General features: G+C 72.1%; 7 protein-coding genes. All 7 read left to right on the top strand.

The genetic code is table 11. The features are described from left to right. The first annotated feature begins 23 nt into the window (after positions 1–23). The 7 genes from J7E22_RS12290 to J7E22_RS12260 all read left to right on the top strand — a co-directional run bounded on the left by J7E22_RS12290 (position 24) and on the right by J7E22_RS12260 (position 15136). The gene (locus J7E22_RS12290; RefSeq protein ID WP_214982010.1) at positions 24–845 is read left to right on the top strand and encodes a PP2C family serine/threonine-protein phosphatase; all 822 of its coding nucleotides are present in this window, start codon (positions 24–26) and stop codon (positions 843–845) included. 131 nt (positions 846–976) lie between these two features. Then, positions 977–2389, top strand: coding sequence for a serine/threonine-protein kinase (locus tag J7E22_RS12285; RefSeq protein WP_214982009.1), 1413 nt, complete (start codon positions 977–979; stop codon positions 2387–2389). Then, positions 2386–8250 (top strand): Ig-like domain-containing protein, encoded by a 5865-nt coding sequence (locus J7E22_RS12280; protein WP_214982008.1) that lies wholly within the window; start codon positions 2386–2388, stop codon positions 8248–8250. The genes J7E22_RS12285 and J7E22_RS12280 overlap by 4 nt, the downstream gene beginning before the upstream one ends. 64 nt (positions 8251–8314) lie before the next feature. Beyond that, the gene (locus J7E22_RS12275) at positions 8315–9286 is read left to right on the top strand and encodes a MoxR family ATPase (RefSeq protein ID WP_214982007.1); all 972 of its coding nucleotides are present in this window, start codon (positions 8315–8317) and stop codon (positions 9284–9286) included. A 98-nt stretch (positions 9287–9384) separates the two neighbouring features. Further along, positions 9385–10698 carry a DUF58 domain-containing protein gene (locus tag J7E22_RS12270; protein WP_251009044.1) on the top strand — a complete coding sequence of 438 codons (1314 nt, stop codon included), beginning with the start codon at positions 9385–9387 and terminating at the stop codon, positions 10696–10698. Next, positions 10695–13187: a transglutaminaseTgpA domain-containing protein gene (locus tag J7E22_RS12265; RefSeq protein WP_214982005.1), complete on the top strand. Its 2493-nt coding sequence runs from the start codon at positions 10695–10697 to the stop codon at positions 13185–13187. Before J7E22_RS12270 ends, J7E22_RS12265 begins: the two co-directional genes overlap by 4 nt. Further along, complete coding sequence (locus J7E22_RS12260) at positions 13184–15136, top strand: zinc-ribbon domain-containing protein (RefSeq protein ID WP_374193275.1); 1953 nt, start codon at positions 13184–13186, stop codon at positions 15134–15136. Before J7E22_RS12265 ends, J7E22_RS12260 begins: the two co-directional genes overlap by 4 nt. Positions 15137–15190: the final 54 nt, after the last annotated feature.

The raw sequence follows: 15190 nt of genomic DNA, 5'->3' as shown, positions 1-15190 counted from the left end.
CCCCCAGAGAGCGATCCTGAACCGTGACCGAACTCGGCCGAGCAGCGTCTGCGCACGCGATCGACGTCCCCGGTGCCGACGGCGCCACCCTCACGCTCTCGTGGGGAGCCGCCACCGACATCGGTCGACGGCGTGACCACAACGAGGACAGCTACGTCGTGAGTCCGCCGTTCTTCGTCGTCGCGGACGGCATGGGTGGACACCTGGCGGGCGACCGCGCGAGCGACGCGGTGGTCCGACGGCTCGAGCAGGTGACGGGTCAGCCCTTCACCACGCGTCAGGGCATCCAGCGTGCGCTCCTGCTCGCCACGGCGGACATCGAGCGCGCCGCGGGCGGCAACGCGATCGGTGCCGGTACGACCGTCACCGGCATCGCCCTCGTCGCCGCGCACGGGCAGCCCGCGGCCCTGGTGTTCAACGTCGGTGACTCCCGGACGTACCGGGTCGTCGACGGGACACTCCGCCGCGTCACCGTGGACCACTCGGTCGTGCAGGAGATGGTCGATGCCGGGCTGCTCCGTGCCGAGGACGCCGAGCGGCACCCGGACAGCAACGTGATCACCCGTGCCGTCGGGTTCGGCGAACCACCGGAGCCGGACTGGTGGACCCTTCCGCTCCGTGCCGGTGACCGCTACATCGTCTGCTCCGACGGCCTCACGAAGGAACTCGGCGACGCCGGCATCGCGCGCATCTCCGCTCGCGTGACGGACGCCCAGGCCCTCGCCGAGCGACTGGTCGGTGACGCCGTCGTCGCCGGTGGGCGGGACAACGTGACCGTCGTCGTGCTGCAGGTCGACGCAGCGCCGTCCGACGGCGACGTCGAGGACACGCTGCCACGCCACTGATCCACCCCCGAACTGGGGGATCACCGTCATCCCGCGCGCACCTGCGTACGGAATGTCGGTCGGGAGCGGTTCGTAGAATGACATGGCCGCGACGACGGAGAGACGGCCTCCGGGCCGGGGAGGAGGGGACCATGGCGCGACGCCTGCCGTCCGACCCGCCCGTCATCGCCGGGTTCAGTCCCGTGCACGTCCTCGGCTCCGGCGGGTTCGCCGACGTCTTCCTCTACGAGCAGGACATGCCACGGCGCCAGGTGGCCGTGAAGGTCCTGCTCGACGAAGTGGTCGACGACCACGTGCGGCAGATGTTCCAGGCCGAGGCGAACCTGATGGCGCGACTCAGCACGCACCCCTCGATCCTCACGGTCTTCCAGGCGAGCGTCGCGGCGGACGGCCGCCCCTACCTCGTGATGGAACTCTGCTCGTCCTCGCTCAGCGACCGGTACCGACGTGAACCCATCCCGGTGTCCGAGGCCCTGTCGACGGGCATCCGGATCGGTGCGGCGCTCGAGACCGCCCACCGCGAAGGCGTCCTGCACCGGGACATCAAGCCCTCGAACATCCTGCTCACCGCGTACGGCAACCCCGTCCTCTCCGACTTCGGCATCGCCGCCACGATCGGCGGGTCCGACCCGGACGAGCCGATCGGCATGTCGATCCCGTGGTCGGCACCCGAGGTCCTGATCGACGAGTCCCGCGGCACCATCCAGTCGGAGGTCTACTCGCTCGCCGCCACGGTGTACTCGCTCCTGGCCGGACGGAGTCCGTTCGAGGTCCGCGGCGGCAAGAACGGTGCCGCCGACCTGATGGCACGGATCGACAAGGGCGGCGTGAAGCCGACCGGCCGGACGGACGTCCCGCCGTCGCTCGAACGGCTGCTCGCCACGGCGATGAACCGCAAGCCCGCCGGACGACCGGCGACGGTGCTCGAGCTCGTCCGCGGGTTCCAGCAGGTGGAAGCCGAGCTCGGCATCCCGCAGACGGCCGCTGACGTCGCGGTCGAGTCCTGGGCGATCGCGACCCCGACCCCGGCTGGTGACCGGACGATGATCCGCGAGCTGCAGCCGCCGACCCGTGTCGGCGCGCGACGTCGTACCCGGAAGGCCGTGCAGGGCGGGGTGATGGCCGGGGGAGCGCAGAGCGTGGGTACGGTGCACCGGACGGGGTCCGTGACCCGGGCCCGCCGGAAGACCCGTTCCACGCTGGTCTGGGCGACGACGCTCGCCGTGGTCGTGGTCGCCGCACTCGTCATCGCCACGGTCATCGTGGTCGGCCGACTCGGCAACGGTTCCATCCCCGTCGTCGCCGACGTCCGGTCGACGTCGGCCGCCGGGTCGGTGACGTTCCGGTGGTCGGACCCCGGGCTCCGCGCTGGTGACACCTACGTGGTCTCCTCGAACGGAGCGGCCAGCCAGCAGACCGGGTCGACGTTCGTCGTGACCGGGTCGAAGGGCGACGAGCAGTGCATCTCCGTGGCGGTCAACCGCGACGGGAAGACGGGCGTCGCGAGCGCGCGGGAGTGCGCGACGATCGGCGGCGGCCGGTGATCCGCGGTCTCCTCGCCAAGTACCGGTCGGCGTCGATCACGGTCGCGGCCTCCGTGCTCGTCGGGGCGGTCGTGGCGACGGCCGCGGTCGTGTCGACCGGGTACCACACGCAGCGCGTCGACCTGGGGGACGGCACCGTCTGGGTCCCGTCCACCCAGTACGGAGCCGTCGGCCGCGCGAACACCGGCGTCCTCCAGCTCAACACCGCCGTCGAGACGGCGAGCGACGCACTCTCCGTGCTGCAGCGCGGTTCGACGGTGTACAGCGTCGACGAGACCAAGGGGACCGTCGCCAAGGTCGACGTCGTCGCGGCGAAGATCGGCGACGCGGTCACCCTGCCGGCGGGGACGCCGCACGTGTTCTTCGCGGGCGCCACGGCCGTGATCGGCAACGCCGACACCGGCGAGCTGTGGGCCACCCCGGCCGCGCACCTGGCCGACTTCGACGCATCGACGAAGGCCGACCTCACGCTCGGCGCCGACGCCGTGTTCGACGCCTCGGACGGCCACGTCGCCGTCTACTCGCCCAAGACGGCGACCGCGTCGCTCGTCGACGTCCGCTCGACTCCGTCCGTGCAGCAGCGGTGGACGGTGCGGATGACCCGCGGCGACGACTTCCAGGTCGCGACGTTCGGCGGGCACGTCGCCGTGCTCGACCGCACGAACGGAGCCCTGTCGGTGGACGGGAGCACCGTCGACCTCGGGGACCGCGTCGGTGCGTCCCCGTCCCTCCAACGGTCCGACGATGCCTCGAGCACCGTCGTCGTCGCCGGGACGGCCGGCCTCGCGAGGGTCTCGGCGTCCGGATCGGTCGACGCGACCGCGTTGGCGGTCTCGGGCCGCGCCTCCCGTCCCGTCGTCCTCGGCTCGTGCACGTACGCCGCCTGGGCCGGCGGACAGGCGATCAACACGTGCGACGGCCGGGCTCTGCAGCAGCTGCAGGGCGCCGCGGGCAGCGGCGACCTGCAGATCCTGCACAACGGCGACACCGTCGTCGCGAACGACGCCCGGAGCGGGAAGTCGTGGGCCGTCGGGCGGAGCGGGCAGCTCATCGACAACTGGTCCGACCTGATCAAGAAGGACCAGGATCAGCGGCGCGAGCAGGTGTCCGACAACCACCCGCAGATCGACAAGAACCAGAAGCCCCCCGTCGCGGTCGACGACGACCTCGGGGCGCGTCCGGGACGCACCACGAGCCTCCCGGTCCTGCTCAACGACTACGACCCGAACGGCGACCCGATCGTCGTCTCCGACGTCGGGACCCTCGACAAGTCGGTCGGCCGTGTCGCGGTCGTCGACGACGGACAACGGCTGCAGATCACGCTCGCTCCGAGAGCCAGCGGGACGGTCACGTTCCCTTACACGATCACGGACGGCAACGGCGGCTCCGACACCGCGACGGTGCGTGTCTCCGTGCGACCACTGTCGGAGAACGAGCCGCCACGGCAGGTCAGGGACACCTCGGCCGACGTGGTGCAGAACGGGCACGTCGTCACGAACGTGCTGGGGGACTGGGTCGATCCCGACGGAGACCCGGTGTACCTGAAGTCGGCGTCCGCGGGCGACGGCGACCGGGTCTCGACGACGCCCGACGGGCTGCTCGACTTCCGGAACGCGAGCGGCCGCACGGGCGACCGGTCCGTGCAGCTCGTGGTGAGCGACGGCCGGGCCGACGGCCGCGGTTCGGTCACCGTGCGCGTGGCCAAGCAGGGCAGCGTGCCGCTCTCCGCCGACCCGTTCCCCGTGCGGGGCTACGCCGGCAAGGCGTTCAGCGTGGCACCGCTCGACCACGTCCGCGGTGGCAACGGGACCGTGACGCTCACGAGCGTGTCCTCGACGAGCGGCCTCACCGTCACCCCGAGCTACGACGCCGGGACCTTCCGCGTGCAGGGGGTCGGCGCGGGGGACCACCAGCTCGTGTACACGGTGACCGACGGCACGAAGACGTCCAGCGGGATCGTCCGCGTCACGATCCTCGCGCCCCCGGACGCCTCCACGGCGCCGATCACGACCCCGAAGACCGTGTTCGTCAACACGCTGTCGACCAAGGACACCGACGTCACGGCCACGGACATCGACCCGGCCGGCGGGGTCCTGCTCGTGACGGCGCTCGACGGGCCTGACCGCGCCTCCGGCGTCCAGGCGACCGTCCTCGACCAGCACACCGTCCGCGTGACGTTGACGGCGCCCCTCGCCGGGGCCGTGTCCTTCGGGTACACCGAGACCAACGGGTTGGCGCAGGCGACCGGGACCATCACCGTCATCGAGATCCCGAGGCCGGACCGCATCCAGCCTCCCGTCGCGCAGCCGGACACCGCGACGGTCCGCGTCGGCGACGTGGCGAACATCGACGTGCTCGCCAACGACACCCAGCCCGAGGGCGAACCCCTGACGCTGCTGCCCGACCTGGTGCAGAACGTGCCCGGGGACGGCGGTCTGCTGTTCGCGTCCGGTGACCACCTCCGCTACCTCGCGCCCAAGACCCCGGGCAGCTACACCGCGGTCTACCGGGTCGCGGGTCCGGACGGCCAGTACGCGGACGCCGCCGTCTCCATCTCGGTCCGTGAGAAGGACGCTGCCACGAACAACCCGCCGGTCCCGCAGACGGTGACCGCGCGGGTCGTCGCCGGTCAGTCCGTGCGGGTCTCGATCCCGCTCAACGGGATCGACCCCGACGGCGACTCCGTGCAGCTCGTCGGTGTGGGGTCGAACCCCGACAAGGGATCGGTCAGTGACGTGGGCGCGGACGCGCTCACCTACGAGGCTGGGGATTACTCGGCCGGCACGGACGAGTTCACGTACACGGTGGTCGACGCGCTGGGTGCCCGGGCGACCGGCACGATCCGCGTCGGCATCGCCCCGCGGGCCGAGCAGGCGTCGAACCCGGTCGCGCAGGCAGACCACGTGACGATCCGGCCCGGGGGCTCCGTGACGGTGCGGGTCCTGCAGAACGACTCCGACCCGGAGGGTGGCCAGCTCACCGTGAGCAAGGCACAACCCACCGCCCAGGGGGTCATCGCCAAGGTGCTCCGTGGGCAGCAGATCCGGGTCACCCCGCCGAAGTCCGCGACCAGCGGCGACTTCGCGGTGCTGTACACGGCGGCGAACTCCAGTGGCGGTGCGAGCACCGCGTTCCTCACCGTGACGGTGGACAAGAACGCCGAGCCCCTCCGCCCCGAGGTCGACGACACCACCCTGGACCTGCAGGACATCCTGCACCGGCAGAGCGTCACGGTCGACGTACTCGCCAACGTGTTCTTCGCCGAGGGCACCGCGGCCGACCTGACCGTGGGTGTCGTCCCCGGGTACGGGGACAACGCACGACCGACCGACGACGGACGGATCGCCGTCCGCCTGACCAACACGTCGCAGACGATCCCGTTCTCGGTCGCGCGGAAGGACCACCCGGACATCGTCTCCTACGGGTTCATCCACGTCCCCGGGTTCGACGACGCCCTGCCGCAGGTGAACCGCAACGCACCGTCCATCTCGGTGAAGAGCGAGTCGCTCGTGCGGATCCCGCTCTCGGAGTACGTGGTGACGGCGAACGGGCAGACCGCCCGCATCACCGGGAAGAGCACCGTGAAGGCGACGCACGCCAGCGGGCAGGACCTGGTCGCCGACCCGATGACGCTGCAGTTCACGTCCGCGAAGCTCTACTACGGCAACGCGTCGATCTCCTTCGAGGTCACCGACGGGTCGAGCGCGAACGGCGGCAAGGGCCGCGTCGCCACGCTCGTCCTGCCGATCAAGGTCCTGCCGCGCTCGAACCAGCCCCCCGCGTTCACCGGATCGGCGCTCGAGATGCAGCCGGGTGAGGCCCGTACCGTGGACCTCGCGAAGCTGACCGACTACCCGTACCCGAAGGACCTCCCGGAACTCCGGTACGCGATCGTCAGCCAGCCCGCGCAGGGCACCACGGCGACGATCTCCGGCCAGCGCCTGACCATCCAGGTCGCCGACAGCGCGCAGAAGGGCACGTCGGCCACCATCGGGGTCGGGGTCTCCGACGCGTCGAACCAGGGACGATCCGGCACCGTCGGCGTCCGCATCGTCGGGTCCACCCGGCCGCTGGTCCAGCCGGCGCCGGACAGCGGCGTGGCGGCGCGTGGCCAGACCACGACGATCGACGTGCTCGCGAACGACCAGCCGACGAACCCGTTCCCGAACGAACGACTGCGGGTCGTGAACATCCGCGGCCTCGGCGGCGGTCTCCCCGGTGGCATCACGGTGACGCCGAGCGGGGACAGGTCACAGCTGCAGGTCCGCGCCTCCGACAGCGCCAAGCCGATCGACGTGCACCTGCAGTACCAGGTGGCCGACGCCACGAACGACCCCGCCCGCTTCGTCTGGGGCGACGTGACGATCTCCGTCCGGGACGTCCCGGACGCACCGGGTGCGCCCACCCGGACGGGCTCGTACCAGGGCGGCCAGGTGACGCTCACGTGGTCCACCCCGCAGGCGAACAACTCGCCGATCACGGGTTACCGGGTGACGGGCACGAACGGTGTCGCGAAGAACTGCGGCACGGCGACGGTCTGCACCATCACGGGGCTCGACCCGAAGGCGTCCTACCGCTTCTCGGTGATCGCGACGAACGCGGTCGGCGATTCGAAGCCCTCCGCGACGTCGACCGACATGAGCGCCGACTTCGTACCCGCGCCCCCGACCGGCATCCAGGTCCGCCCGAACGGCTCGACACCCAACCAGCTCGACGTGACCTGGAACAAGGTGGACGCGCCGAACAACGGCAGCCCGGTGAGCAACTACCTCGTCACGATCAACGGGCCGGGGCTCTCGACGCAGCGGAACACCGGGACGGCCACGTCGACCTCGTTCGCCGGTGCGCAGTCGGGTGGTCAGTACACCGTGACGATCTCGGCTCGGAACGGCGCTGACCGCAACAACACGGTGGTGCAGTGGAACTCGGCATCAGCCACGGGTACTGCCGTTGGCGTGCCCGGAAAGCCCGCCAGCGTCTCCGCAGTCGCAGGCAACCAGGCGGACGACGCCGGAAAATCGACGGTCACAATCACCTGGGGAGGCGCCGACGCAGCGGGCGGTCCCTCGCTGACCTACAACGTCTACCGCTCGTCCAACGTCGAATGCTCGAGCAACCCGGGCGGCTCGCTTGGGTCATCCAGCCCGGCCATCGATCACGGCGTGGACGGCGGCGGGGCAACCTACGCGGTGACGGTCTCCAACGGGCTCTTCTGCAACGTGGCCTACGCGAACGCGGTCACTTACGAGCGACCCAGCGGCACCCAGTCCGCGGTCACCACTCTCGTCCCGCAGGACGGCTCCAATTCGCAGTTCAACCTTCAGGTCACGGCGCCGAACCAGCGCGTCGACCACTTCTTGCTCGAGACCGGGAACGAGCCGGTGGACCTCGCTCCCGGTTCTTCATGGGTCGGCGTTCCGGGAGCGGGTGCACGGAATGTCAAGTCGTCGCTTGTCCTCCGAGCCTGCGGCGGGCCCGGCTCCTCCTTCTGCACCACCGACGCTGACTCGTCCCAGTTCTCCGGTGCCGCGATCGACACCAGTGGCTCCGTCACGAAAGCGCAGCAACAATCGCCGCTCGAGGTGAGTGGCCCCGCAGGCGCGGACATCACCGTGGAGCAGTACACAGCGACTTGGTACGACGCGGACGGAAACGCCTCCGTCTTGACCAGCAGCTGGGCCCCCACAGGGACCGGACCCACACCGCCGGATTCGCCCCTATTCCGCGCAGCGACGGTGACGGTGACCGCGCAGGTCTCTGTCGACGGCACGGACCTCCGCGCCACCGGGGTCGTAGCCGCATCAAAACCGATCGCTGACGCTCCGGCTCCCTCCGGCGCTCCGGCTCCCTCCGGTGGCTGATGGTCCCACCCTCGGTCCCTACGCTATCCGTACAGCTATCCCCGAGAACGAGGAACGACACCGCATGAGCATGACCCCGGAGCAGGCCACCTGGTTCGCCGACGTCGCCGGCCGCATCGTGACCAACGTCGAGCAGGTGCTCCTCGGGAAGACGTTCGTGATCCGCCTCGCGGTCACGGCGATGCTCAGCGAGGGCCACCTGCTGCTCGAGGACGTCCCCGGCACGGGCAAGACGAGCCTCGCCCGCGCGATGGCCCAGAGCGTCCAGGGGTCCACGAACCGCATCCAGTTCACCCCCGACCTGCTGCCCGGCGACATCACCGGCATCAGCGTGTACGACCAGCGCACGCAGGAGTTCGACTTCCACCGCGGGCCGGTGTTCGCGAACATCGTCCTCGCCGACGAGATCAACCGCGCGAGCCCGAAGACGCAGTCTGCGTTGCTCGAGGCGATGGAGGAGTCCGCGATCACGGTCGACGGTGTCACCCACCGACTTGCCGCTCCGTTCATGGTGATCGCGACGCAGAACCCGATCGAGCAGGCGGGCACGTACCGTCTGCCGGAGGCGCAGCTCGACCGCTTCCTGATGAAGGCCTCCATCGGATACCCGGACCACGCCGCGACCGTGAAGATCCTCGAGACGTCGTCCGCGCCGTCGTCCTCGGTCCCGCTCGCGAGCGTCGTGCCCGCCGCGACGATCACCGAGATGGCCACGTTGGCGCGCTCCGTCCACGTGGACGCGGTCATCGCGGACTACGTCGCCCGCCTGGTCGACGCGACCCGTTCGGCGAGCGAGGTGCGGCTCGGCGTCAGCGTGCGCGGGGCGATGGGGCTCATGCGGGCCTCGCGGGTCTTCGCCGCCCTGAGCGGCCGCCACTACGTGACGCCGGACGACGTGAAGGCCCTCGCGATCCCGGTGCTGGCGCACCGCATGGTCCTCGACGCCGAAGCGGAGTTCGACGGTGTCAGCGCGACGAGCGTCGTGTCACAACTCTTGGTCGAGACGCCCCCACCCGCGGACCGGGTCGCCTCGTGACCGACCGCCGGCCCGTCTCCACGCGCTCCCGCCGCCCGTCCTCGACGCGGTCGCGTCGCGGGACGGCGGCGTCCGAGCGCACGGGGACGGTCGCCGGCATGACCAACGTCCGGACGCGCATCGTCGGGGACCGTGACGGCGTCACCGCCGACGCGGTCGTCGGTCTGGTCCGGGTCTGGGCGACGGTCTGGAGGCTCGTCAAGCGTGGGTGGGGCGAGGTCTCCTCCGTCATCACCGGCCTCGGTTGGACGGTCGCCGCGCTCACGCTCGTCGCGTTCGTCGTCGGGTACCGGTTCGGGCTCCGCGAGGTCGTGGTCGTCGGGTTCGCGGGCGCCGTCCTCGTCGTGGTCGCGGCCATCGCCCTCATCGGCCGGTCGCGCCTCCAGATCCGGATGCGCCTGCCGGTGCACCGGGTCGCCGTCGGAGACGCGGCCGGGGTCGTCGTGACCGCGGAGAACCCGTCGCGGCTGCCGTCCGTCCCGACCACCGTGGAGGTCCCGGTCGGCGTCGGCCTGGTCGACGTCGCCATCCCCGCGATCGGACCGCGCGGCGCCTTCGAACGATCGGTCCCGGTGCCGACGTCGCACCGCGGGGTGCTCGACGTCGGGCCGGTCACCGGTGTGCGCGCGGACCCCGTCGGACTCGTTCGCCGGGAACTCGTGTGGACCGAGCGGGAACAGGTCATCGTGCACCCGCGGACCATCGCGATCCCGTCGACGAGCACCGGGTTGGTGCGGGACCTCGAGGGGCAGGCGACCACGGACCTGTCGCCCGCCGACATCGCCTTCCACGCGATCCGCGAGTACATGCCGGGCGACGACCCCCGGACCATCCACTGGAAGTCCACGGCGAAGTCCGGCGCGCTGATGGTGCGTCAGTTCGAGGACACCCGGCGATCGCACCTCGTGATCGCCCTGGCGCTGTCCCGCACGGAGTTCGCCGCCGACGAGGAGTTCGAGCTCGCGGTGAGCGCCGCGGCGTCCCTCGGGAGCCGGGCGATCCGCGACGGTCGCGAGGTCACCGTCGTGGTCTCCGAGCGGACCCCCGAGTTCGCCAAGCGGGCGGTGTACGCGGTGCGGTCGCTCCCGACGGTCACGCCCACCCGTCTGCTCGACGACTTCGCCCGCGTCAGCCTGGCGGATGCCTGCCTGCCGATCGCCGAGGTCGCACGCCTGGTCGGGCGGGACACCGCCGGCATCTCCGTCGCGTTCCTCGTCGTCGGGTCCTCGGTGGGACTGCCGGCACTCCGGCTCGCCGCCACCCGCTTCCCGGTCGGCGTCGAGGTGGTCGCGGTGATCTGCGAGCCCGAGGCGCAGCCGCGGTTCGTGCGCGTCGCCGGCTTGACGGTGATGACGATCGGCTACCTCGACGACCTGCGGCACGCCCTGCACCGGTCGGGAGCCGCAGCATGAGCGCCACACCGGTACCGGCCGAGCGCGGCCGCCGGGCCGTCCGACGCTCCGATCGACGGCAGGTCCGTCGGTTCGCACCCGTGCGTCTGGCCGGCGGGACCCTGGTCGTCTGGTTGTTGCTCGTGGTCGCGAGCACCGCGTGGTGGCCCGTGTACCGCGACGGCTCGATGATCGTCGCCGCGGTGACCGCGATCGTGTTCGGCACCGTGGTGGCGCTCCTCGGCGCGGTCCTCCGTCTCCCGACCGCGGTCGTCGTGGTCGCGACCGTCGCGGTGTTCGCGGTGAGCGGGGTCCCTGCTGCGGTGCCGGGCGAGGCGAACGGCGTCCTGCCGACCGGCACCGGGCTGCTCTACCTGTTCGCCGGAGTCGCCCTCGGTTGGAAGCAACTGGTGACCATCAGCCTGCCGGTCGGGTCCTACGAAGCCCTGCTCGTGCCGTACTTCGTCACGCTCCTCGTGGCGACGGTGACGGCCGTGAGCGTGGCGACCCGTGCCTCCCGTCAGGAACTGGCGAGCATCCCCGCCCTGGTCCTCTTCGCAGCGGGCGTCGTCGTCGGGCCCAGCCGGCTCGACACGTCCATCGCGACCGCGGTCGTCCTCGGCGCGATCGCGCTGGTCTGGGCGCTCACGCTCCGGCACGTGCGGCGCGCGGTCGCCGTGTCCTCGACCATCGGCGCGCCGGTCCCGGTCCTCCGGTCGATCGTGCGGCCGGCGCTCGTCGGCACCGGCACGATCGTCGCTGCGGCCGTGGTCGCGACCGGTCTCGGCCTCGTCGCACCACCGACTGTCGGTCGGACGGTCGCGCGGACCGACGTCGTGAAGCCCTTCGACCCGCATGGGTACGTGAGCCCCCTCAGCGGGTTCCGTGCGTACGAGGAGCCGGGCGCCTCGGACGCGCCGCAGCTCCGGGTCACCGGGCTGCCGTCCGACGGCTTCGTCCGGATCGCCACGCTGGACACGTACGACGGAGTGGTCTACCAGGTCGGCGGCAGCGACGGTTCCTCGGAGTCCGGGACCTTCGAACGGGTCCCGACGTCGGTCGACGTCCGCGGGGTGCGGGGCACGACGGAACACGTCGGGATCACGGTCGACGGCTACTCCGGAGTCTGGCTCCCGACGGTCGGCGACCTGCAGCACGTCGCGTTCTCCGGGCGGGACGCGGAGAAGGCCCGCGGCGCGTTCTTCTACAACAGCGCGACGGGGACCGGCGCGGTGGTCGGCGGAGTCTCGCGTGGGACCCGGTACGACCTGACGGCGGTCGTGCCGGAGCAACCCACCGACGCGCAGCTCGCCGCGGCCCGACCGGGTTCGGCGACGATCCCCGCGGCGAAGGGGGTGCCGGACGCGGTCCGTGACACGGTCCAGGCGACGACCGGCGACGCGACGACCGACGGTGCCAAGCTCGTGGCGATGGTGCAGGCCCTCAAGCGCAAGGGGTACGTGAGCCACGGCGTCGGGGACGACCGCGTGAGCCGGTCGGGGCACGGTGCCGACCGCATCCAGGAACTCCTCACCTCGCCGCTCATGATCGGCGACCAGGAGCAGTACGCGGTCGCAGCCGCGCTGATGGCGCAGCAGCTGGGCTTCCCGTCCCGCGTCGTCCTCGGGTTCGCGCCGGGCGGTGACTCCGGGGCGGGGGCCGGGGCACCGACGGGCGGGTCCGTGACCTTCCGCGGGTCGGACGTCACCGCGCGCATCGAGGTCGACACCGCACAGTGGGGCTGGGTGACGATCAACCCGAACCCCGTCGTCCGGCAGATCCCCGACGCCCAGCAACAGACCCCGCAGCCCGTCACACGGCCCGAGACGGTGGTCCCGCCGCCCCCGGCCGAGCAGCAGGACCAAGGGCAGCAGGCGCCGCCGCAGAGTGACCGGAACACGCCGCCGGTCCAGCCGCTGTGGCTGCAGATCCTGCTCGCGATCCTGCCGTGGGTGCTCGCCACGCTCGGGTTCGTGGCCCTGGTGCTCGCCCCGTTCGCGGCGATCGTCCTGGTGAAGCGGCTCCGTCGTCGCCGACGTCGGCTCGCGTCCACTCCGCGTGAGCGGATCGTGGGCGCCTGGGACGAGTACCGCGACGCGCTCGTCGACCGCGGACACCTGGTCGCGGCTGCGGCGACGCGACGGGAGGCGATCGTCGGTGCACCGGGAGAGGGTGGGACCGGCTTGGCCGCCCTGGCGGACCGGGCGGTCTTCGGCCCGAGCGACGCCGACCCGCAGACCGCGGACCGCATGTGGTCCGCGGCGGACGAGGCGATCGGGACCCTCCACCAGGGCCGCACCCGCCGTGAACGGTTCCGCGCGGCCGTGTCGCTCCGGTCGCTCCGGATCGCGGCGCGGGCACGCTCCGCGAGCGCTGCGGTCGCGACCGGCGCCGCTCGGGCCGGACAACGCGGGCCGGACCGGCAGGGCACGTCGCGCCGTCGTGACTACGATGGCCGGAGGCCGGACAAGCGACGCGGACGGCCGGATGAGGACAGAGGCACCACGTGATCAGATGCGAACACTGCGGATCGATGCTGCCGGACGGAGCCATCTTCTGCGGTGAATGCGGACGTGCGGTGACCGCTGCGGCGAGCCGTCGACCCGCCGCAGCGACGCCGGTCGAGCAGGCTCCGCCACCGCCGCTGCAGCAGCCGGACCCGCACGGGCGTCGGCCCGACCCCGCGACCGAGGCCTGGCTCCCGGAGTCCACCCTCGACCCTGCCACGCGTGCGTGGCTCACCGGCGAGGACCGTCGGGACACACAGCCGCCCGCCCCGGTGCCGGTGTACCGGCCCGCCGACGCCGTCCCGCGTTCCGCTCCCACGCACGTGCACGGTGGCGACTCGGGGCTCTCCTCGGGCCCTCGTGAGCACGCGGTGCCGGCCGAGCCCTCGCTCGACCCCAACGGGTACCCGGACGCCCCCGTCGATCCGTCGACACTGTCCGGCACCGAGCACGCCGGCGCGGCAGCGTTCGACGACGTCGACGACCCCGAGGTGACCCGGGTCGCTCGACGTGCCCAGCCCCCGCGGCCAGACGGTGACCGGACCCCGACCGGCGCGCCGTCGCAGGGTCCCGCGGCAGCATCCTGGGCACCGCCGGCTGCCGAGCCCGCACCCTCCGCCCCGGCCTGGTGGGTCGGGCGAGCGAACACGGACGCCGATCCGGACGGTGCCCGCAGCGCTGAGCAGCAGGACCTCGTTGACCAGCAGCACCCGGGCGACCAGCGTGCGGACGGCGCGGACGCTGCTGCCGGCCCGCAGCCGGGCGACACCGCGGTGGTGGAGCCCCTGGTGGACCGTCGGCCCCCGCGCCCCACGCCGCTCGTCCAGCCCGGCGCGCAGGGCAGCGTGTGCCACGTGTGCGGGCACCAGCTCGAACCGGACGACATCTTCTGTTCGGAGTGCGGCGCGGTCCGCCCGGCGGTGACCGCCGCCTTCACGGGTCCGGTCATGCCGCTCCCGATGACACGGCCGGACTGGGCCGCTGACGACTCGGACGTCCTCGGCGGACGCGGCGACGAGGACGCGAGTGAGCCCGACGGTGGTGCAGGGTCCACCGGTGTGACCGAGTCTCCCGCCGGTCCGGAGGACTGGTCGGACGACCACGACGACCGCGACAGCCATGACGGTGAGGTCCGACGCGGCGACGACCGGTCGGCCGCCGACAGCGCTGGCGATTCCGGGGTGCACCCCGGCCCGGTTGACGGTGCCGACGGAGTTGACGACGTCACGTCAGCGGACGGACGACCCGAAGGGGCACACACCGCCGCGGACGTGCCGGCCTCCGACGGACCCAGCGCTGAGCGTCCGCGCGGCGCGCACGCGGCCCCGACGCCCGAGTCGGACGGCGGTCGTGCTCCCGATGCGTCGTCGACGCCGGTGTCGCCCACCGTTCCCCGTTCCGCTCCGGCCGCCCCCGGTGTCCCGATGGCGGCACCGCTGCCCCCGGTTCCGGGAGCCGCGGGATCGGCGCTCCCGCTGCGGGACGTCGAGGACTCGTCAGCCGGTCGCGAGGCACACCCAGGAGGCGTGCTGTCCGCTGCTGACGGTCTGGCGGGCGATGCACCTGACGACGCTGTCGACGACGAAGACGTCGACGAGACCCGCATCGTGTCGAAGACCCCGACGCGTGCGCCGTTCGTCCTGCACTTCAGCACCGGCGAGCGCCTGGGCGTGCACGGCACGGGGCTGCTGGGCCGACTGCCGCGGCCGCAGCCGGGGGAGCGGTTCGACGACCTGCTCACGATCCACGACCCGGGCAAGTCCGTGTCGAAGACGCACCTCGAACTCGGTCGGGACGGCGACGACCTGTGGGTGTCCGACCGGTTCTCCGGGAACGGCACGGTCATCCGCCACATCGACGGCTCGATCCGGCGCTGCGAACCCGGTCGTCGGTACCGGGTCGAGCGCGGCGCCCGTGTCGACGTCGGCGAGCAGTTCTTCCTCGTCCAGTAGGCCCCCGGGAGCGCTCCGCGCTTCCTCCACAGCAGCAGGAGGGGCGGAGCGCTT

The organism is Curtobacterium sp. ISL-83 (assembly GCF_018613895.1).
Lineage (GTDB): Bacteria > Actinomycetota > Actinomycetes > Actinomycetales > Microbacteriaceae > Curtobacterium.
This window is presented reverse-complemented; position numbering and strand designations above follow the sequence as displayed.